General features: G+C 68.5%; 19 protein-coding genes. 12 read left to right on the forward strand and 7 right to left on the reverse strand.

The features are described 5' to 3' along the window. Positions 1 to 8 precede the first annotated feature (8 nt). Genes ACIPV2_RS04915 through ACIPV2_RS04945 form a run of 7 tightly spaced genes read left to right on the forward strand, consistent with a single transcriptional unit; the run spans position 9 to position 6,290 of the window. Positions 9 to 2,180 carry an ATP-dependent DNA helicase RecG gene (locus tag ACIPV2_RS04915; RefSeq protein ID WP_400839021.1) on the forward strand — a complete coding sequence of 724 codons (2,172 nt, stop codon included), beginning with the start codon at positions 9 to 11 and terminating at the stop codon, positions 2,178 to 2,180. A gap of 25 nt (positions 2,181 to 2,205) precedes the next feature. Further along, entirely contained in the window at positions 2,206 to 2,703 is a 498-nt protein-coding gene (coaD, locus tag ACIPV2_RS04920) for a pantetheine-phosphate adenylyltransferase (RefSeq protein WP_101186467.1), read from the forward strand. Positions 2,704 to 2,757: 54 nt separating this feature from the next. Beyond that, positions 2,758 to 3,306, forward strand: a complete 549-nt coding sequence (locus ACIPV2_RS04925) for a DUF177 domain-containing protein (RefSeq protein WP_101186468.1) — start codon at positions 2,758 to 2,760, stop codon at positions 3,304 to 3,306. Positions 3,307 to 3,308: 2 nt separating this feature from the next. Beyond that, a complete protein-coding gene (gene rpmF / locus ACIPV2_RS04930) occupies positions 3,309 to 3,518 on the forward strand; it encodes a 50S ribosomal protein L32 (RefSeq protein ID WP_101186469.1) in 210 nt (69 codons plus the stop codon). An 11-nt stretch (positions 3,519 to 3,529) separates the two neighbouring features. Then, on the forward strand, positions 3,530 to 4,222 hold the full coding sequence (gene rnc / locus ACIPV2_RS04935) for a ribonuclease III (protein ID WP_400839023.1): 693 nt from the start codon (positions 3,530 to 3,532) through the stop codon (positions 4,220 to 4,222). Between the two features lie 6 nt (positions 4,223 to 4,228). Then, positions 4,229 to 5,131: a bifunctional DNA-formamidopyrimidine glycosylase/DNA-(apurinic or apyrimidinic site) lyase gene (mutM, locus tag ACIPV2_RS04940; protein WP_400839025.1), complete on the forward strand. Its 903-nt coding sequence runs from the start codon at positions 4,229 to 4,231 to the stop codon at positions 5,129 to 5,131. A gap of 19 nt (positions 5,132 to 5,150) precedes the next feature. Further along, positions 5,151 to 6,290: a hypothetical protein gene (locus ACIPV2_RS04945; protein WP_400839027.1), complete on the forward strand. Its 1,140-nt coding sequence runs from the start codon at positions 5,151 to 5,153 to the stop codon at positions 6,288 to 6,290. Positions 6,291 to 6,351: 61 nt separating this feature from the next. On the opposite strand, the gene ACIPV2_RS04950 is transcribed toward ACIPV2_RS04945, so the two are convergent. The 3 genes from ACIPV2_RS04950 to ACIPV2_RS04960 are packed head-to-tail and all read right to left on the reverse strand — an operon-like array spanning position 6,352 to position 8,835. Further along, positions 6,352 to 7,449 (reverse strand): GNAT family N-acetyltransferase, encoded by a 1,098-nt coding sequence (locus ACIPV2_RS04950; RefSeq protein WP_400839029.1) that lies wholly within the window; start codon positions 7,447 to 7,449, stop codon positions 6,352 to 6,354. Next, complete coding sequence (locus ACIPV2_RS04955; RefSeq protein WP_400839031.1) at positions 7,446 to 8,540, reverse strand: GNAT family N-acetyltransferase; 1,095 nt, start codon at positions 8,538 to 8,540, stop codon at positions 7,446 to 7,448. Before ACIPV2_RS04955 ends, ACIPV2_RS04950 begins: the two co-directional genes overlap by 4 nt. Before the next feature lie 10 nt (positions 8,541 to 8,550). Beyond that, positions 8,551 to 8,835 carry a hypothetical protein gene (locus ACIPV2_RS04960; RefSeq protein WP_400839033.1) on the reverse strand — a complete coding sequence of 95 codons (285 nt, stop codon included), beginning with the start codon at positions 8,833 to 8,835 and terminating at the stop codon, positions 8,551 to 8,553. Between the two features lie 533 nt (positions 8,836 to 9,368). Here ACIPV2_RS04960 and smc point away from each other — a divergent pair. Genes smc through ACIPV2_RS04975 form a run of 3 tightly spaced genes read left to right on the forward strand, consistent with a single transcriptional unit; the run spans position 9,369 to position 14,343 of the window. Then, positions 9,369 to 12,893: a chromosome segregation protein SMC gene (smc, locus tag ACIPV2_RS04965; protein ID WP_400839035.1), complete on the forward strand. Its 3,525-nt coding sequence runs from the start codon at positions 9,369 to 9,371 to the stop codon at positions 12,891 to 12,893. Positions 12,894 to 12,928: 35 nt separating this feature from the next. Further along, positions 12,929 to 13,804 carry a signal recognition particle-docking protein FtsY gene (gene ftsY / locus ACIPV2_RS04970; protein WP_101186474.1) on the forward strand — a complete coding sequence of 292 codons (876 nt, stop codon included), beginning with the start codon at positions 12,929 to 12,931 and terminating at the stop codon, positions 13,802 to 13,804. A 38-nt stretch (positions 13,805 to 13,842) separates the two neighbouring features. After that, positions 13,843 to 14,343: a DUF2004 domain-containing protein gene (locus ACIPV2_RS04975; protein ID WP_101186475.1), complete on the forward strand. Its 501-nt coding sequence runs from the start codon at positions 13,843 to 13,845 to the stop codon at positions 14,341 to 14,343. A 3-nt stretch (positions 14,344 to 14,346) separates the two neighbouring features. On the opposite strand, the gene lipA is transcribed toward ACIPV2_RS04975, so the two are convergent. Together lipA and lipB are read right to left on the reverse strand one after the other, a co-directional pair. Then, entirely contained in the window at positions 14,347 to 15,339 is a 993-nt protein-coding gene (gene lipA / locus ACIPV2_RS04980) for a lipoyl synthase (RefSeq protein WP_400839038.1), read from the reverse strand. Then, entirely contained in the window at positions 15,336 to 15,986 is a 651-nt protein-coding gene (gene lipB / locus ACIPV2_RS04985; protein WP_400839921.1) for a lipoyl(octanoyl) transferase LipB, read from the reverse strand. Before lipB ends, lipA begins: the two co-directional genes overlap by 4 nt. 104 nt (positions 15,987 to 16,090) lie before the next feature. Here lipB and ACIPV2_RS04990 point away from each other — a divergent pair, with 104 nt between their 5' ends. After that, complete coding sequence (locus tag ACIPV2_RS04990) at positions 16,091 to 16,675, forward strand: TetR/AcrR family transcriptional regulator (RefSeq protein ID WP_400839040.1); 585 nt, start codon at positions 16,091 to 16,093, stop codon at positions 16,673 to 16,675. A gap of 39 nt (positions 16,676 to 16,714) precedes the next feature. Beyond that, positions 16,715 to 18,268 carry a signal recognition particle protein gene (ffh, locus tag ACIPV2_RS04995; RefSeq protein WP_400839042.1) on the forward strand — a complete coding sequence of 518 codons (1,554 nt, stop codon included), beginning with the start codon at positions 16,715 to 16,717 and terminating at the stop codon, positions 18,266 to 18,268. Positions 18,269 to 18,358: 90 nt separating this feature from the next. Here the strand turns inward: ffh and glpK are convergent, their stop codons facing one another. Both glpK and ACIPV2_RS05005 read right to left on the reverse strand, forming a co-directional pair. Next, positions 18,359 to 19,873 (reverse strand): glycerol kinase GlpK, encoded by a 1,515-nt coding sequence (gene glpK / locus ACIPV2_RS05000; RefSeq protein WP_400839044.1) that lies wholly within the window; start codon positions 19,871 to 19,873, stop codon positions 18,359 to 18,361. A gap of 28 nt (positions 19,874 to 19,901) precedes the next feature. Further along, complete coding sequence (locus ACIPV2_RS05005; RefSeq protein ID WP_400839046.1) at positions 19,902 to 20,654, reverse strand: MIP/aquaporin family protein; 753 nt, start codon at positions 20,652 to 20,654, stop codon at positions 19,902 to 19,904. Positions 20,655 to 20,659: the final 5 nt, after the last annotated feature.

Consider the following 20,659-nt stretch of genomic DNA (forward strand, 5'->3'; position numbering starts at 1 on the left):
CTCGAACCATGTCCTTCGAGCTCGACACGCCGCTGACGACCGCCGTCGGCGCGTCCACGGCAAAGACCCTCGAGAAGGCGTTCCGGATGACGAGCGTCGGGGATCTGCTGGGACACTATCCGCGACGCTATGCGGATCGTGGCGAGCTGACCCCGATCCTGGAGCTGCCGATCGGCGAGACCGTCACGATCGTCGGCGAGGTCATCTCGGCGACTGCTCGCGAGATGCGCAACCGACGTGGCGCGATGCTCGAGGTCGTCATCGGCGATGGCGTCGGGCAGATGGCGCTGACATTCTTCGCGAAGAACCTCGGTCAGGCGGAGTGGCGCAGGAAGGAGCTGTCGGTCGGACGCCGCGGCATCTTCTCGGGCAAGGTCGGGATGTTCAAGGACAAGGTGCAGTTCGCGCATCCGGATTACCAGCTCTTCGACGACACCGAGAGCGCCTACCGCCAGGCGGATGCCCTGCAGGACGTTCCCATCCCGATCTACCCGGCGACCTCGGCGATGCAGAGCTGGCAGATCGCGAAGCTGATCGGCGTCGTGCTCGACCAGCTCGGCGACGTGCCCGACCCTCTCTCCGACGACATCCGCGCTCGCGAGGGACTGCTCACCGCACGGCAGGCGCTCGACGCCATCCATCGTCCGCGGCGCAGGGGCGACATCGAACCGGCCGTTCGCACGCTGCGCATGCACGAAGCACTCGTGCTGCAGACGGCGCTGCTGCAGCAGCGCATCCAGGTGCGCTCGCTCACCGCCACCCCGCGTACGGCACGCCCCGGAGGGCTTCTCGAGCGCTTCGACGCGACGCTGCCCTTCACCCTCACGCCCGACCAGCAGCGCGTCGGGGCGGTGATCGCGGCCGATCTGAGTGCCGATCGGCCGATGAACCGGCTCATCCAGGGCGAGGTCGGCTCGGGCAAGACCCTGGTCGCGCTGCGGGCGATGCTCCAGACGGCTGAATCCGGGGGACAGGCCGCGCTCATCGCCCCCACCGAGGTGCTCGCCGCGCAGCACCTCCGCTCGATCACGAAGATGCTCGGCCCCGACATGGCGGCCGAGCTCATTCCGACGCTGCTCACCGGTCAGATGTCCGCGCCGGCACGGCGCAAGGCCGCGCTGCGCGTGGCATCCGGGCAATCGCTCATCGTCATCGGCACGCACGCGCTGCTCTCCGAGAAGACCACCTTCGCCGACCTGGCGCTCGTCGTCGTCGACGAGCAGCACCGGTTCGGCGTCGAGCAGCGCGAGATGCTGCGCGCGAAGGGCACCGCGCCGCACGCGATCGTGCTGACCGCGACCCCCATCCCGCGCACGGTCGCGATGACGGTGTTCGGCGACCTCGACACCTCCGTCATCCGCTCGATGCCGGCGGGGCGCGCCGGGATCACGAGCCATGTCGCGCCGCTGGCCGAGCATCCGGAGTGGTTCCAGCGGGTCTGGGGGCGCGCAGCCGAGGAGATCGCAGAGGGCCGTCAGGTGTTCGCCGTATGCGCGGCTATCGACACCGCGAAGGACTCGGTCGAGGTCGATGACCAGCCGCCGCCGGACGTCGAGGGCAAGGGCCCACGCTGGGGTGTGGTGCAGCTCGAGCAGCTGCTCGCCACGCATCCGGTGCTGGGAGGCGTGCGTCGGGCCGTGCTGCACGGCAAGATGCCGGCCGAGGAGAAGGATGCCGTGATGCGCGCGGTCGCACGCGGGGAGATCGACCTGCTCATCGCCACGACGGTGATCGAGGTGGGCGTCGACGTGCCGAACGCCTCGACGATGGTGATCATGGACGCCGATCGGTTCGGCGTGTCGCAGCTGCACCAGCTGCGCGGTCGTGTGGGCCGCGGCGAGCACGCGGGCCTCTGCCTGCTGGTCACCGAGGCTGAGGGCGGCTCTCTGGCGCGCGAGCGCGTCGAGGCGGTAGCCGCCACGCTCGACGGATTCGAGCTGGCCGAGGTCGACCTCGAGCTGCGCGGTGAGGGCGACGTGCTCGGGGCCGCGCAGGCGGGCGTGAAGTCGTCGCTGCGGCTGCTGCGGGTGGTGAAGGATGCCGGGCTCATCGCCTACGCGCGTGACATCGCCGCCGACATCCTCAAAGACGACCCGATGCTCGTCGAGCATCCCGGTCTGCGCGTCGCGATCGCCGGCCGAGTGAGCGAATCGGATCGGGCGGCCCTCAGCAAGAACTGAGGGCACGATGTCATAGGCTGAAGGCGTGAATTCTCGGATCGCCGTCGTTCCCGGATCGTTCGACCCGCCCACGCTCGGGCATCTTGACGTGATCTCGCGGGCTGCCCGCCTCTACGACGAGCTGCACGTGCTGGTCGTGCACAACCCCGGCAAGGAGGCGATGCTCCCGATCGCTCAGCGACTGAGCCTGCTCGAGCAGTCGATCGCCGAGGCCGGCGTCGAGGGACACATCATCGTCGGGTCGTGGAGCATGGGCCTGCTTGTCGACTACGCCCGCGATGTCGACGCCGGGGTGCTGGTCAAGGGCATCCGCTCGCAGGTCGACGTCGCATACGAGTCGCCGATGGCGATCGTGAACCGTCACCTGGCCGACATCGAGACGGTGTTCCTGCTGCCCGATCCCGCCCACGCCATGGTGTCAAGCTCGCTGGTGCGTCAGGTTGCCGCCCTCGGCGGCGACGTCTCGCCGTTCGTGCCGCCCGTCGTCGCCTCCTTCCTCGACACGGGAGCCCGCGGGCTCTGAGTCGTTCGGCCCCCGTCCATCTGCGACCGGTAGCATGGCGGGGTGAAATCCCGAGTGAACGGTCCCTTCTTCCTCCCCGTCCGCGACATCGTCCGCAAGCCGGGGGAGATGCGCGAGCATCGCTTCGAGGTCACCCTCCGCGAGAAGTGGGGTGAGGGCATCGTCGCTGTCGAAGCCGGTGAGATCCTCGATCTGGACGTGCGTCTGGAGTCGGTGCACGAGGGAATCCTCGTGTCCGGAACGGCCGATTCGGAGTACTCCGGCGAGTGCGGTCGTTGCCTCACAGAGATCTCTGCGCCCGTCGAAGTCGAGTTCCAGGAGCTTTTCGCGTATCCTGGAGAGGAAGAAACTGACTTCGAGGTTCAAGACGACCACGTGGATCTTGAAACTCTGGTCAGGGATGCGGTTGTACTGTCGCTTCCATTTCAGCCGGTGTGTCAGCCGGATTGCCCGGGTCTCGATCCGAACACGGGCGAGAAGCTGGCCGTGAGCACCGACGCAGAGAGCACTGCTCCCATCGATCCTCGATGGAGCGCGCTCCGCCAGATCACAGACCAGGACGCCCCGGCAGACCGCCGCGGCGCCGAGAAAGAAGAGAGCTAGTCATGGCCGGTAACCCCCCGAAGCGCAAGGTCTCCCGTTCCAACACCCGCTCGCGCCGCGCGCAGTGGAAGGCGGAGCCCACCGCTCTGGTGAAGACCATCGAAAACGGCAAGGTCGTCTACAGCCGTCCGCACCAGGCGAAGGTCGTCACGGATTCGCAGGGCACCGAGCTGTTCCTCGAGTACAAGGGCCGCAAGGTCGCCGACATCTGATCGGGTCGGTGATGTCCGAGATTCTCACGGGGCGAGCCTCGCTGGTCGAGAAGCTCGGCGTCGACATCGATCCTGAACTGCTGGAACGTGCGCTCACGCATCGTTCCTATGCGTACGAGCACGGTGGCATCCCGAACAACGAGCGTCTCGAGTTCCTCGGAGACTCGGTGCTCGGACTCGCGGTGACCGTCATGCTCTTCACCACGCTTCCCGACCTCGACGAGGGCGAGTTGGCCAAACGGCGCGCAAGCGTCGTGTCGACCGTCGCCCTCGCCGAGGTCGCTCGCGCTATAGGCCTCGGTGAGCACCTTCGTCTCGGACGAGGCGAGGAGCAGACCGGCGGCCGCGACAAGGATTCGATCCTCGCCGACACGATGGAAGCCGTCTTCGGTGCGACCTTCCTTTCGGCCGGACCGGATGCCGCGACTGAGCTGGTGCTGCGGCTGACCGAGCCGCTGCTCGCGGACCCCGAGCGCTACGGCGCGGCGATGGACCCGAAGACCAGCCTGCAGGAGCTGGCCGCGCGTCTCGGGTCCACTCCGCCGGTGTACTCCATCGAGTCCGCCGGCCCCGACCACAACCGTGTGTTCACCGCCACGGTGCGCGTCGGCGACCTGGCGAGCACCGGCGTCGGCACGAGCAAGAAGACGGCCGAGATGGCTGCCGCGCTCACGGCGTGGCGGCTGCTCAGCGACCGGGTCTGATCTCGCGTGCCCGAGCTTCCCGAGGTCGAGGTTGTGCGCCACGGCCTCGCGCCCGCGGTCACCGGCTCGCGCGTGCTCTCGGTCGACGTCCTCGATGAACGCGCCCTCACCAGGCATCCGCACGGCGCCGCCGACTTCGTCGGCCGTCTCGAGGGGCGCGACGTGCGCTCCGCCGCGCGACGCGGCAAGTTCCTCTGGCTGCCGCTCGCGGACAGCGCGGGGGAGCAGGAGGCTCTCGTCGCGCATCTCGGCATGAGCGGGCAGATGCTGCTGCGCGATCCGGATGCCCCGCTCGAGCGTCATGAGCGGGTGCGATTGCGCATCGAGCATCCGGGTCACGGCGTTCTCGCCGTCGTCTTCGCCGATCAGCGCACCTTCGGGTCGCTGGCCGTCGACCGGCTGCTGCCCACCCCGGATGCCGCCCCGGGCGGCTACGGCACCGCCGATCCGCTCGTGCCGTCGCAGGTCGCGCACATCGCCCGCGATCCGCTCGATCCCGCGTTCGACGAGCGCGAGGTGATAGCCCGCATCCGCCGGCGATCCAGCGCGATCAAGCGCATCCTCCTCGATCAGTCGCTGGTCAGCGGCATCGGCAACATCTACGCCGACGAGTCGCTGTGGGCGGCGCGGATCCACCCTGAGACGCATGGCACGGCGATATCGGTGCCGGCGCTGCACCGGCTGCTGGCCGAGGTGCGCCTCGTGCTCGAGAAGGCCCTGGCTGAGGGCGGCACGAGCTTCGACGCGCAGTACGTCAACGTGAACGGCCAGGCCGGTTACTTCGCGCATTCCTTCAATGCCTACGGTCGCGGGGGAGAACCGTGCCCGCGGTGCGGTGGGCCGATCCGCCGCGAGGCCTTCATGAATCGCTCCAGCCATTACTGCCCGCGCTGCCAGCGGAGGCGCTGACCTTGTGCAGGGCAGGGGGATGATGGATCTGCGGTGGCTGAGCGCGCCGGAGTTCGAGGTCGCTGCCGCGATCGACCGGGCTCGCCGCGGGTCACGCCCGCGCTGGATGCCGACCGCGCGCCAGCTGATCGTGCACGTGAACCACTGCCTGATGCTGTGGTACCTCTGCATCGTCTGGTTCACGCTGGGCGTGCGGATCGACACGCTGCAGGAGAACCGGATCACAGCGGTGGATGTGCGCGATATCGTGATCCTGACTGTGGTCTTCCTGATCTGGTGCGCTGGCGCGCTTCTGCTGTGGCGGTGGTCGAAGCTGCCGCCGTCGCGCAGATCACGCCTCGCAAGCTGGCGTCAGACCCTGACTTCTCTCGCCAACGGGTTCGAGCCGCAGCCGACCCGAAGAGCGCGGTTCCGATCTCTGATCACCACAGGCGTAGCGGCGACGTACTTCCATCCGCGATTCGTGGCTGGGGACGTCGAGTTCGGCCAGCTCAGAGCCAAGCGCGCGAGCAGCGACGACTGGCACTACCTGATGCTCCGGCTGCCCGCCCCCGTCCCGCACGTCGTCCTCAGCTCCGTGAAGTCGGGCGGCATCTCGAAGCAGCTGCCCGTGCACCTGGAGCAGAGCCAGCGGATCTCGCTGGAGGGTGATTTCGACCGTCACTTCCGCGTCTACGCCCCGAATGACTACGGCACCGATGCTCTGTACCTGCTCGCGCCAGACGTGATGGTGGCTCTGCTCGACCATGCCGTGGCCTTCAACGTCGAGATGGTCGACGACACCGTGGTCTTCTTCGCTCCGGGCTCGGCGGACTTCACCCGCGCAGAGACCTGGGAGCGATTCGGCGTGCTCATCACCTGCGCTGTACCAGTGGTGTCTCGGGCGGCAGCTCGATATCGCGACGACCGGGTGCCGGGGCAGGGCGATCCCACCGCGCGCACCTCGTTCCGTGCCACCATGGCAGATCCGACCGTCACCTGGGTCGAGCCGAAGCGGAAGATCGATTCGGCGGGCAGGCGACTGAAGATGCGAGACCGTCGCGTGGGATTCCTATCACTCGTCGGAGCGCTCGGCTGGTGCGCGACGCTGGTGTTCCTGTACGTCGTGCCCGGGCTGTTCGCCTTTGCCGGATTCATGTCGATCATCGACGGGCACTGATACACCGGCAGGTCGTCCTGGGTCAGCTCACGCACGTCGAGCGATGACGCACGGAGGATCGTCAGTTCAGCTTCTTCTGCCAGGCGCCCGCGTAGGAAACCGGCTGGAACCGCATCGCCTCGTTGATGTCGAGCATGGGACGGTTCTCCTCGGCGTTGAAGGTGGTGATGCGCGGCGAGTCAGGCGCGATCCCGCGCCAGCGGAGGATGTTCGCGCATTTCACGATCTGGCCCAGGCGATGCCCGCGGTGCTCCTTGAGCACCAGCGTGCAGTACTGGTGCGTCACCCCGGTCGGATCCGATCCGATCACCAGCTCGTTGAACGCGGCGAGCGTGTCCGTGGGGACGTGCTTCACCGCGGCGACCGAGACCGTCTGGCCGCCCTCGACGAACCTGGCATCGCGCCGGGCGAGGCGATCGGCATCCCAGATCTCCTCATCCATCTCGAGATGTCCGCTGGGGGCATCCGTCGACATCCGCGAGAGCGCCCACGCGTACCCGGACCGCAGCTCGGGCGGGGTGGGCACCGTCCACTCGACCAGGCGGTACTCGTCGCCGGCGACGGCGAGCGCGTCGGCGAGCATCCTCTCGATCGGCGCGAGATCACCCTGCAGGTCGAAGGCGCTGTTGCGCTCCACCTGCTCGAGCGTGAAGCCGTCGTCGGCGAGCAGCTGAGCGTGTGGGGTCCGCGAGATGTGACCCCATCCGGTCTTCGGGACGAGGGGCGAGTCACCGGGGGCGGCGCGGTGCAGAGTCCAGGACTGGATCACCTTGCGGCCGATCCGACGCACCTCCGCCTCGGCCTCGGCGAGCAGCGCGTGCTCGATGCCGCGGCCCCAGTTCTCGGGCATAACCATCAGATCGCTCTCCGCGCTGGTCGGCTCGGCCGTCGCGTGGCTCACCGTCACAGCTCCCACGATCCGTTCGCCCTCTCGGGCGAGCAGGGTCTGCTGCACGTAGTCGGTCGAGGCGCGCCACTGCGGCAGCATCTCGTCGGCGGTGCGACCCAGGTCGTCCAGTCCCGTATCGCTGACGCAGATGGCGTTGTTCAACGCGACGAACGCGTGGAAGTCCGCCGCGTCAGGGCTGTCCAGCGTCTCCGGCACCGTCAGCGCGGTGATGATCAGCCCGGTCCTGTCGTTCGTGATGGTCGTGCTCATGCGAGGTCCTTCCTCCAGGCGCCCTCGTAGGCGATCGGGGTGAAGCCGATGGCTTCGTTGATGGAGAGCATCGGCTGGTTCTCCTCGGCGTTCCAGGTGGTGACTCGAGGCGAGAGCGGATGACTGTTGAGCCAGGCGAGCAGACCCGCCGTCTTTACGAGCATGCCGAGTCGGTGTCCGCGATGCTCGGAGAGCACGAGAGTGTCGAACTGGTGAGTGCCTGCGGCGACGTCTTCGCCGAGTGCGAGTTCGTTGAATGCGCAGAGCTCACCGGTGACGACGTGCTGCGCGGCGGTGACGAGAAGCGTCCAGCCGCGCGCCGTCAGGCGCGACTCCTCTCGGCGCACTCGATCGGCATCCCAGACCTCCTCCGGCATCCCGAGGTCCCCGTCAGGCGCATCGGTCGACATGCGCGACTTCATCCAGGCGTAGCCCTCGACGTGCTCGTCCGGTGTGGGCATCGTCCACTGCACGACGCGGTAGTCCGCAGCGTGCGCTGCGGCACCGTCGCGCAGGCTGCGCAGGTGATCTGCGACCCTGTCGCTCCAGATCAGCGCGCTCCCGCGCGCGACCTGCTCCAGGCGGAAGCCCTTGCGCTGCAGGAAGCGCGCCGTGCGGTCGAGCGGAGCCGACCCGAACCCGGTGGGGGAGTCGAGCCGCGGCAGCGGTGCCTCGGTGTCGTGGTGCTCCGACCAGTTGAGCAGCTTGCGCACGCCGGCATCCCGTGCCACCGCCTCGATCTGCGCGTACGCGGCCGGTCCGATCCCGCGGCCCCACGCGCGACGGAGCAGAGCGACGGTCACGAACGCGGTCGCGCCGCCGTCATCGCGCAGGATGTCGAGCGCGCAGCGCCCCACGGTGTCGCCGTCGAGTTCTATCGCCCAGTGCCGCCGGTCGCGGTCGGGCGTGGGGGAGAGCGTCGACAGCAGCTCGGACGCCGTGAGGAAGTCATCGTCGCGACCGGTGGTCTCGATGAGCAGCTCGTTGCGGACGGCAGCATAGGCGTGGACTGCGGGGGACGGCCCCGCGTCCGCTCGGGCGGCGAGCTCGAGCGGACGCAGGGTCGCGCCGATGGGAAGGGTGATGGACATCGTCTGCCTCTCAGAGCTGATTGCGCTGGTAGCCCCAGACCAGCAGGCTGATCGCCTCGGTCTCGCGAATCGGCCGGCGGTCGAGGTCCGGAGCCGGCGAGTAGGGCTTCTCGTCACGGGTGCGGGTGCTGCGCTGCAGCAGCCACAGCCCGATGCGGAAGGTGAGCCGGTCGACGTGCGTCAGGCGCTGCAGACCGTCTCGGTCGGGGATGGTGAGGATCTGACGACCCTCGGTATCCGGTGGATGGATGGACGTGGATTGCTGCCGGTGATCGGTCAGCAGAACGGTGCTCACGATGTGTGCGCTTTCTGTGGGTGTGGCTGGGCTCGTCGTCGCCGGCACGGCGAAGACGGTGCCCGGGAACGCAGCGTCCGAAGCGGTCGACGAACACGGAGTCCTCGTCGAGGCGTCAGGATGCTGACGGGCGAGGCCCGCGGTGCGGGCGGAGGTCGACTGCCGGTGAGGCGGCGACGGCGATCATCGATCTGACGCAGGGATGCGTCGGAGAGACCGGGAGAGGCGGTGTGGTTCTAGCCCTGAGAACGGGCGAAGGTCACCGACACGGCGGCGTATGGCGCACGCGCAAGCGGCATGGTGAAGAACCAGGCGGCGTTGTTGTTCGTAGTCATCGGTGACCTCCTCTCTTGTGATCGGACGCCACGCTAGTGAAGGCGCACAGCTTCCGTCAAGCATTTTCTTCCGTCCCGGCGTGTCGCCCGTGCGTCATCGCGCTGCTGAACGCTCCGAGTACGGCGCGGAATCCGCGCCGTACTGCGTGATTCCGGTAGCGTCTGACCCGTGAACCCCCTGACCACGAAGGCGCCGGCATGCATCTGAAGAGCCTGACGCTCAAGGGCTTCAAGTCGTTCGCGCAGCCGACCTCCTTCGTGTTCGAACCGGGGGTGACATGCATCGTCGGCCCGAACGGGTCGGGCAAGTCGAATGTCGTGGACGGGCTCGCCTGGGTGATGGGCGAGCAGGGCGCCAAAACGCTGCGCGGCGGGAAGATGGAGGACGTCATCTTCGCCGGCACCTCGACCCGCGGTCCTCTCGGACGCGCGGAGGTGCAGCTGACGATCGACAACAGCGACGGCGCTCTGCCCATCGACTACGCCGAGGTGACGATCAGCCGCACGCTCTTCCGCAACGGCTCGAGCGAGTACGCCATCAACGGCTCAAGCTGCCGGCTGCTCGACGTGCAGGAGCTGCTCAGCGACTCGGGTCTCGGCCGCGAGATGCACGTCATCGTCGGTCAGGGACGCCTCGACACCGTGCTGCAGGCGTCGCCGGAGGACCGCCGCGGCTTCATCGAAGAGGCCGCCGGCATCCTCAAGCACCGTCGTCGCAAGGAGAAGACGGTCCGCAAGCTCGACGCGATGGAGACGAACCTCACGCGGCTCAGCGATCTCGCCGGCGAGATCCGTCGCCAGCTGAAGCCACTGGGCAGACAGGCCGAGATCGCCCGCGAGGCGCAGACGATCGCGGCGGTGGTGCGGGATGCCAAGGCTCGCCTGTTCGCCGATGACGTGGTCGCCCTGCGCACGGCTCTCGCAGACCACACGCGCACCGAGCACGAGCGGCACACCGAGCGCCTCGTGCTCTCCGAGCAGGCGGAGGGCGTTCGCGCGGGCATCCAGCGGCTGGAACAGCAGCAGAACTCTGCCGCCGTCGACCGCGCACGCAGCGTCGCCTTCGCTCTCGAACAGGCGCAGGAGCGCATGCGCAGCCTGTACACGCTCGCCAACCAGCGCCTCGCGCTGCTCGGCAGCGAGGCTGACGACGCGGTCACCGCGATCACCGTCACGCAGGATGCCATCGACGAGGCCTCTGACGAGATCACGCGTATCTCGGAGGGTCTCGGCGACGCGCAGGATGCCGCGGTCGCAGCGAGCCGAGAGGTCGTGAACGCGCGCGCCGAGCTCGACACCCTCGACGTCGACATCGCCGAGCAGAGCGCTCTGGTGTCGCAGTACGACATGCGGCTGAACACGCTGCGCGGCAACGCCGACGCGGCGGCATCCGCCCTCGCCGCCGTGCGCGGCGCGGTGCTGCGACAGGAGCAGGCACTCGAATCGGCGCATCAGCGTCGCCGCGAGGCGGCAGATGCGCTCGAGGGGATCGACGACGCGCACCCACCCGAGGGCTCGGCCGCGGAGTACACCGCCGCCTATGACCAGGCGCAGAAGGAAGTCTCCGCCGCGGAGTCGGAGCGCGACTCGCTGCGCGAGCGGCTGCATGACGCCGAACGTGAAGCCGACGCGCTGACGGCGAAGGCTGCGGCGCTGACGAGCGCGCTCTCACTGTCGGGCGGAGCGGCCGAGATCGTGGCATCCGGAGCCGCAGGGGTGCGCGGACTGGTCGGCGACGCGGTGCAGGTGCAGGCAGGCTACGAGGGCGCCATCGCCGCCGTGCTCGGCCCGCTCGCCGAGGGCGTGCTGGTAGATGCCGCCGACTACGCGTTCACGCTCGTGGCGCAGGGGGCGCGGGGGACGGTCGATCTGGTGATCGCCGAGGGCACGGTCACTTCGGCCGTCGTCGCTTCCGGTGTAGACGGCGCGATTCCTGCTGTCGATGTCGTCGATGCGCCGCACGGTGTGCGGTCGCTGCTCGCGACCGTGCTCATCGTCGAGGATCTCGACGGCGCGCGGGATGCGCGTCGTGCCCTCGACGCGCTCGGCGACGACCGCACCACGGTCGTCACGAAGACCGGCGAGGTCGTCACCGCGCACAGCCTCCGCGCGGGGTCGGGAGAGACGTCGCGTCTCGAGCTCGCCGCGGAACGGGACGCGGCGACCGACCGTCTGGCCGAGGTGCGCACGATCGTCGACGCGCTGCGCGAGGCGCGGGTGGACGCGACTGACCGGGTAGAGATGGCGCGACGAGCAGCGAAGGACGCCCTGCGCGCGCTGCGCGAGCACGACGCCGCGCTGGCGAATCACGCCGAGCAGGTCAACCGCGTCACCGTGCAGCACGAGGCAGCCGTCGCGGAGTGCGACCGACTCGAGTCGAGTCTCGCGCAGGCGCAGTCGGCTGTCGCGGATGCCGAGCAGAAGGCGGCAGCGGCGAAGAACGAGCTCCAGGCGGCGGAATCCAACCCGCGGCCCGTGCTGGATGCCTCCACCCGTGACGGACTTGTCGAAGCGCTGGAGTCGGCCCGCGAGGGCGAGGTGCGCGCTCGCCTCGAGATCGAGACGCTGCGCGAGCGCGTGCGTGCAGCGCGGGCGCGGGTGGTCGCTCTCGAGCGTCAGCGGGAGCAGGAGCGGGATGCCGCGGCTGAGGCTGCCAGACGTGCCGTGATCCGACGGGCGCAGCGGGCTGCGGCATCTGCGGTCGCCGAGGAGCTGCCGCGCGTGCTTGACTCGATCGACCGATCGGTGAGCGAGGCGCGCGTGGCCCTCGCCGCTGCCGAGGCCGAGCGCTCAGCGCACAACGAGGAGCTCGTCGCCCTGCGCAAGCAGGAGAGCTCGCTGCGTGACCGCCTCACCGGACTCACCGAGAGCGTGCACGGACTCGAACTGCAGATCCACGAGAAGAAGCTCCACCTCGGCAGCCTGCTCGATCGGGTGGCCTCGGAGCTCGCGCTCGACGAAGACACCCTCATCGCGGAATACGGGCCCGATCAGCTGATTCCGCGAGACCCGGGAACGGAGGCGGACGACGAAGACGCGTCGGGCATCCCGTTCGACCGGCGCGTGCAGGAGAGGCGACTGAAGGACGCCGAACGCAAACTCGCCCAGCTGGGCCGGGTGAACCCGCTCGCGCTCGAGGAGTTCGCGGCACTCGAGCAGCGGCACGCCTTCCTCACCGAGCAGCTCGCCGACCTGACGAAGACCCGTCAGGATCTGCTCACGATCATCGCTGAGCTCGACGAGCGCATGCAGACGATCTTCGCCGCGGCGTTCGAAGACACCAAGCAGGCGTTCGGGGAGGTGTTCCCGCTGCTGTTCCCCGGCGGTTCCGGCAGCATCTCGCTCACGAATCCGGACGACATGCTGACCACGGGGATCGAGGTCGCCGTGCGACCGGTCGGCAAGAAGATCGAGCGGCTCTCCCTGCTCTCGGGCGGTGAGCGCTCGCTCGCAGCGGTCGCGCTCCTCGTCGCGATCTTCAAGGCGCGGCCCAGCCCGTTCTACATCCTCGACGAGGTCGAGGCCGCGCTCGACGACGCGAACCTCGGCCGGCTGCTCACCGTCTTCGAGCAGCTGCGTGAGAGCTCGCAGCTGCTCGTGATCACGCACCAGAAGCGCACGATGGAGATCGCCGACGCGCTGTACGGCGTGTCCATGCGCCAGGACGGCGTGTCGGCCGTGGTCGGACAGCGCGTGGGCGACCGCGCCGCGGCCTCCGCCTGATCCGGCCCACCGGCGCGAACGCCTAGGCTGGGGGCATGGCGGAGAAGTCCTGGTCCCTTGGTCGCGCGCTGCGCGGCATGTTCGTCAAGCCCACGATCGACGAGACGACGTGGGAGGACCTCGAGACGGCGCTGATCACCGCGGACTTCGGCCCCGACATCACCGAGCAGCTCCTCGACGAGCTGCACGAGAAGGTCGACCGCTACCGCACCACAGACCCTCGAGACCTGCAGCGCATGCTGCGCGAGACCCTCGAAGAGCGGTTCGCGAAGTTCGACACCACGCTCAAGCTCACCGAGCGCCCCGCCGTCGTGCTCGTGGTCGGCGTGAACGGCGTCGGCAAGACGACGACGATCGGCAAGTTCACCAAGTTCCTGCGCGGGTTCGAGCGCAGCGTCGTGGTCGGCGCGGCCGACACGTTCCGCGCGGCGGCCGTCGAGCAGCTCGCGACCTGGGCGCAGCGCGGGGGAGCGGCCATCGTCCGTCCGCAGCAGGAGGGCCAGGATCCGGCATCCGTCGCCTTCCAGACGGTGGAGTACGCCAAGAACCAGGGCATCGAGATCGCCATCATCGACACCGCCGGACGCCTGCACACCAAGAGCGGTCTGATGGACGAGCTGTCGAAGGTGCGCCGCGTGATCGAGAAGCAGGCCCCCATCAGCGAAGTGCTGCTCGTCCTGGACGCGACGACCGGTCAGAACGGCGTCATGCAGGCGGAATCGTTCCTGCAGCATGCCGGGGTCACCGGGCTGGTGATCACCAAGCTCGACGGCTCCGCCAAGGGCGGCTTCGTCCTCGCTGTGCAGGAGCGCACGGGCATCCCGGTGAAGCTCCTCGGCCAGGGTGAGGGGATCGATGATCTCACCGGCTTCACCCCCCACGTGTTCGTGTCGTCGCTCGTCGGCGCGTAGGACTACCGCCGCGGCGGAGAGGCTGGTTTCATAGCGTTATGGCGATCGAACACGACTACTTCGGGGTTCTCTCCTCGGGGCCCGACGGCGCCATCTTCTGGAGCGAGCAGGTGGACGTCGGCGACCAGTCCGTCACCGTCGACCTCACCGCCCCCGACCAGGACGACGTGTCCATCGCCGCACTGGACGTCGCGGCGGCGCTGATCGCCGGGATCGAGGACCTGGATGCCACGGTGCGCGGCGCGATGCTGACCGAGGTCGACGACCGCACCAGCGAGGTGACCGAGTACATTCTGCAGCAGCAGGAGGCGTTCGGCGACGAGCTCGAAGACGTGCTCGTCGACGTCAGCGGTGACGCCGCGGTCGACATCATCCGGTCGCTGCGGCTGTCGAGCATGACGATCCTCGCCGACGAGCACGGCGGATCGGAGCCGTTCGCGGTGCTCGAGTACGCGCTCGACGCCGATGAGACCGACGAGGTGCTGCTGGTCAACCTGGCATCCGACGGCTCGGTGCAGTCGGTCACCAGCGCCGACTGAGCCTCAGACGGCCTGCGCGAATCCGAGGTCGGCGCTCTCGGCGATATGCGCGAGGTGCGGCGGGATCTCGCGGCCCTTCGAGATCATCGACTGAGCCCACAGACGTCCGGCACGGTACGACGAGCGCACGAGGGGACCGGCGAGCACGCCGAGGAATCCGATGCGCTCGGCCTCGGCCTTGAACTCGACGAACTCGTCCGGCTTCACCCACCGGGCGACGGGCAGGTGGCGCGGCGTCGGGCGAAGGTACTGCGTGATGGTGATGATGTCGCATCCGGCATCGCGCAGATCCTGCAGCGCCTGCACGACCTCCTCCGGCTCCTCGCCCATGCCGAGGATGAGGTTCGATTTCGTGATGAGTCCCGCGTCGTGCCCCTGCGTGATCACGCTCAGCGAGCGCTCGTACGTGAAGGCGGGCCGGATGCGCTTGAAGATGCGCGGAACCGTCTCGACGTTGTGCGCGAAGACCTCGGGGCGCGCGTCGAAGATCTGCCCCAGGAAAGCCGGGTCGGCGTTGTGCTCGTTGGCGAGCAGCTCGACGCCGGTGTTCGGGTTCAGCGCATGGATCTGACGCACGGTCTCGGCGTTCAGCCACGCGCCCGTGTCCGGCAGGTCGTCGCGGGCGACGCTCGTGACGGTGGCGTAGCGCAGGCCCATCCGCTGCACGCTCTCCGCGACCCGACGCGGCTCATCGATGTCGTAGGCGTCGGGCTTGCCCGTGTCGATCTGGCAGAAGTCGCAGCGGCGGGTGCACTGCGAACCGCCGATGAGGAAGGTCGCCTCGCGGTCTTCCCAGCACTCGAAGATGTTGGGGCAGCCGGCCTCCTGGCAGACGGTGTGCAGATCCTCGGTCTTCACCAGCGACTGCAGGGCCGTGTACTCCGGTCCCATCTTCGCCTTGGTCTTGATCCAGGCGGGCTTGCGCTCGATGGGCGTCTCGGCGTTGCGGACTTCGAGGCGCAGCAGTCTGCGTCCGTCGGGGTGGGCGGCGCTCATGCGGCGACTCCTTCGTTCTCGGTCGCGTACTCGGCGATGAAGGCGTCGGCGACCGCGCCGACGATGTCGCGCGGTGCGACCGGCGCTCCGGTGACCTCGCTCACGGTCGTCACACCGGCATCGGCGATGCCGCAGGGGATGATGCCGCGGAAGCCGGCCAGCGTGTTGTCGCAGTTGATCGCGAAGCCGTGCATGGTCACTCCCTGCTGCACGCGCACGCCGATCGCGGCCACCTTGTCCTCGCCGAGCGGACGACGCACCCAGACTCCGCTGCGCCCGTCGACCTGGTAGCCGTCCACGCCGAGCGGCTTCAGGATGCCGATCAGCAGCCGCTCGAGTCGACGCACGTGCGCGACCACATCGATCGGCTCGTGCAGCCGCACGATGGGGTATCCGACCAGCTGACCCGGACCGTGCCAGGTGATCTTCCCGCCGCGGTCGACATCGACCACCGGCGTGCCGTCCTGCGGTCGCTCATGTTCCTCGGTCCGCTTCCCCGCGGTGTAGACCGCCTCGTGCTCGAGCAGCAGCAGGGTGTCGGTCCTGGTGCCGGCGACGACGTCGCGATGCACGCTGCGCTGCAGCTCCCACCCGTCGAGGTAGGGCACGTAGTCGGGTGCGAGACCAGGTGTCTGGATGTCGAGCATCGGGGCTTCTCCCAATTGTTGGATGGCGTCCAAGAACAGGCGTCGCTTCCACAATACGCGGTCGACGGGATCGATGGGCACGACGCGCGGCTACGCTGATCGCTATGAGCACGGCTTCGCGAGCAGGACGTCCCCGGGCGTCGTCTCGCGAGACGCTCGCGGAGGCGGCCTGCGAGCTGTTCCTCGAGCAGGGATACGAGGCGACGTCCATCGTCGACATCACGCGTCGCGCCGGAGTGAGCCGGTCGAGCTTCTTCAACTACTTCTCATCGAAGAGCGACGTGCTGTGGTCGGGGTTCGACGCGAGGGTCGACGCGGCTCTGGTCGCGCTGGCGCGCCTGGGAACGGATGCCGACGGCGCTGCCGTGCGAGACGCGCTGCGTCCCATGCTCCACGATCTGGCACCGGACCCGCTGGCACTCGCCCTCCGTCACGCGAGTGCCATGGGCGTCGAAGCGGGGCTGATGCGCGACACCGGGCTGCGCCATGCCCGGCTGGCTTCGGCGATCGCCGCGACCGCGCGCAGCGCCGGCATCGAGGCGATCCGCGCCGACATCCTGGGTTCAGCTCTGGCTGCGGCCGTGCTGTCGTCGGTACGGGTGTGGGCGGAGCAGGGTGCCGGTCAGGCGTCGCTCGAGGCGCGGTTCGAGGATGCGATGCGCAGCGTGCACGATCTTCCCTGGCGCTGAGCGGACGACGCCCGCCGCTCGCGTAGAATCGGAGGCACCATGGCTACCTTTGGCACGCTCTCCGATCGGCTCACCGAGACCTTCCGCAACCTGCGCACGAAGGGAAAGCTGACCCCCGCCGATGTCGACGGCACTGTCCGCGAGATCCGGCGCGCTCTGCTCGACGCGGATGTCGCGCTGCAGGTCGTCAAGGACTTCACGTCGAAGGTGCGCGAACGCGCCCTCGGGGACGAGGTCAACAAGGCGCTGAACCCGGCGCAGCAGGTCGTTCAGATCGTGAACGAGGAGCTCGTCGCGATCCTGGGCGGCGAGCAGCGCCGCCTCGAGTTCGCCAAGAACCCGCCGACGGTGATCATGCTCGCCGGTCTGCAGGGCTCGGGCAAGACCACGTTCGCCGGCAAGCTCGCCAAGCAGCTCGAGGGCGAAGGACACACGCCGCTGCTGGTCGCTGCCGACCTGCAGCGTCCGAACGCCGTGAACCAGCTGCAGGTGGTCGCCGAGCGTGCGGGAGCCACCATCTTCGCTCCGGAGCCCGGCAACGGCGTCGGCGACCCGATCCGCGTCTCCAAGGACGGCGTCGACTACGCCCGCCGGCACCAGCACGACGTCGTCATCATCGACACGGCCGGACGCCTCGGCGTCGACGCCGAGTTGATGAAGCAGGCATCCGACATCCGCAAGGCGACCAGCCCCGACGAGGTGCTGTTCGTCATCGACGCGATGATCGGACAGGACGCGGTCAACACCGCCAAGGCATTCCAGGAGGGCGTCGACTTCACCGGCGTCGTGCTGTCGAAGCTCGACGGCGACGCCCGCGGTGGCGCGGCGCTGTCGGTGGCCTCGGTCACCGGACGCCCGATCATCTTCGCCTCGACAGGCGAGAACCTCGAGGACCTCGAGCCCTTCCACCCCGACCGCATGGCGAGCCGCATCCTCGACCTCGGCGACATCCTGACCCTCATCGAGCAGGCGCAGCAGGCCTTCGATGAGGAAGAGGCCCTGAAGATGGCCGAGAAGCTCGCCAACGAGGCGTTCACCCTCGAGGACTTCCTCGAGCAGCTTCAGCAGATGAAGAAGATGGGCTCCATGAAGAAGATGCTCGGCATGCTGCCGGGCATGGGGCAGATGAAGCAGCAGCTCGAGGACTTCGACGAGCGCGAGATCGACCGCACCGAGGCGATCATCCGCTCGATGACCCCCGGTGAGCGTCGCAACCCGAAGATCCTCAACGGCTCGCGCCGGCTGCGCATCGCCAAGGGATCGGGAATGACCGTCACCGACGTCAACCAGCTCGTGCAGCGCTTCGAGCAGGCGGCCAAGATGATGAAGACCGTTGCGCGCGGCGGCACGCCGAACATCCCCGGCATGGGGCCGATGGGCAAGCCGGGCGCGTCGAGCAAGCGCGGCAAGAAGGGCGGCAAGGGCAAGAGCGGCGGCTCGCGGTCCGGCAACCCGGCCAAGCGCGCCGCAGAGAACGCCGGCCTTGCGACCGCGAACGCCACGCCGACCGGAACCGGTTTCGGACTCGGCGGGCAGAAGGCGCCGAGCGAGGCCGACCTCGCAGAGATCCAGAAGCTGTTCGGCAAGGGCTGATCGCCCTCGCAAGACTCGCAAGACTCGCAAGACTCGCAAGACGAAGCGGGCCCGAAGATCGCTCTCCGGGCCCGCTTCGTCGATCAGGGATCACCTCACGTCGGCGTCCACCCAGTCCATCGACTTCGAGACGGCCTTGCGCCACAGGCGCAGCTGGCGGTCGCGCTCATCGGCATCCATCGTCGGCTCCCAGCGCTTGTCCTCCTGCCAGTTGGCCGACAGGTCGTCCAACCCGCTCCAGAAGCCCACGGCGAGGCCCGCGGCGTACGCCGCGCCGAGGGCGGTGGTCTCTGCGACGACCGGACGCACGACAGGCACGCCGAGCACGTCGGCCTGGAACTGCATGAGCGCGTCATTGGCCACCATCCCGCCGTCGACCTTCAGCTCCGAGAGATCCACGCCGGCATCCGCGTTCACCGCGTCCAGCACGTCTCGCGTCTGGAAGGCGACCGCCTCGAGAGCGGCACGGGCGATGTGGTTGCGGTTCGAGTACCGGGTCAGGCCCACGATGGCGCCGCGGGCATCCGAACGCCAGTACGGCGCGAAGAGACCCGAGAACGCGGGCACGATGTACACGCCGCCGTTGTCCTCGACCTGGCTGGCCAGGTCTTCGACCTCGGGAGCTGAGCTGATGATCCCCAGCTGGTCACGCAGCCACTGGATCAGCGACCCGGTGACGGCGATCGAGCCTTCGAGCGCGTAGTGCGTCGGGCCGTCACCGAGCTTGTAGCCGACGGTCGTGAGCAGACCGTTCTTCGAGTGCACCATCTCCTCGCCGGTGTTGAAGATGAGGAAGCAGCCCGTGCCGTAGGTGTTCTTGCTCTCGCCCGTGTCGAACGCGGCCTGACCGAACGTGGCGGCCTGCTGGTCTCCCAGGATGCCCGCGATGGGCGTCTCGCGCAGCAGCGACGAGCTCTCGGCCGCGCCGTACACCTCAGACGACGAGCGGATCTCGGGCATCATCGACCGCGGCACCCCGAACGCCTCGAGGATGTCATCGCGCCACTCGAGCGTCTCGAGGTCCATGAACATCGTGCGCGACGCGTTGGTGACATCCGTGGCGTGCACGCCGCCGTCGGTGCCGCCGGTGAGATTCCACAGGACCCAGCAGTCGGTGGTGCCGAACATCAGGTCGCCGGCCTCGGCCTTCTCGCGCGCGCCCTCGACGTTCTCGAGGATCCAGGTGATCTTCGTGCCCGAGAAGTAGGTCGCCAGCGGCAGACCGACCACCGGCTTGAAGCGCTCGACACCGCCGTCGGCCGCGAGGCGGTCGACGATCTCCTGGGTGCGGGTGTCCTGCCAGACGATCGCGTTGTACACCGGCTTTCCGGTGTTCCTGTCCCACACCACCGCGGTCTCGCGCTGGTTCGTGATGCCGACCGCGGCGATGTCGTGGCGGGTGAGGTCGGCGCGGCTCAGCGCCAGGCCGATGACCTCCTGCACGTTGCGCCAGATCTCCAGCGCGTCGTGTTCGACCCAGCCCGCCTTCGGCAGGATCTGCTCATGCTCCTTCTGGCCGGTGGCGATGATGCTGCCCTTGCGGTCGAAGATGATGGCACGGCTCGACGTGGTTCCCTGGTCGATCGCGATGATGTACTCAGCCATTGTGTTTCTCCTTTGAAATCGATGCGGGTCAGGCGAGGCTCAGCAGCGCCGGTGCGAGAAGGGCGGCGATCGCGCCGCCGATGAGCGGGCCGACGACCGGAACCCACGAGTACGACCAGTCGCTCGAGCCCTTGCCCTTGATCGGCAGGATGGCGTGCGCGATGCGCGGACCGAGGTCACGTGCCGGGTTGATCGCGTATCCGGTCGGGCCACCGAGCGAGGCGCCGATGCCGACGACGAGCAGGGCGACGGGCAGTGCGGTGAGCGGGCCGAGGCCGCCGGGAGTGCCCACCTCGATGTCGCCGTAATCCGCGAACGCGAGGATCACGAACACCAGCACGAACGTGCCGATGATCTCGGTGACGAGGTTCCAGCCGTAGGAGCGGATCGCGGGGCCGGTCGAGAACACGCCGAGCTTGTTCGCAGCATCCGGCTCGTCGTCGAAGTGCTGCTTGTACGCGAGCCAGACGAGCACGGCGCCGACGATGGCGCCCAGCAGCTCTGCAGCGGTGGCGACGAGGAACGCGGCGAACGTGATCTTGCCGGCGATGAGCAGGCCGATTCCGACCGCCGGGTTGATGATCGCGCCGGAGTAGGCGGAGACGAGAACACCGGCGAACACGGCGAGACCCCATCCCCAGTTGACCATGAGGAATCCGCCCGCGTAGCCCTTGTTCTTGGCGAGCGCGACGTTGGCGACGACACCGCAGCCGAGCAGGATCAGCATGGCCGTCCCGACGAACTCGGAGAGGAAGTACAGTCCGAGGTTGATATCAGTCATGTCTT

Origin of the sequence: Microbacterium sp. NPDC089987, assembly GCF_044748505.1 — a bacterium.
Lineage (GTDB): Bacteria > Actinomycetota > Actinomycetes > Actinomycetales > Microbacteriaceae > Microbacterium.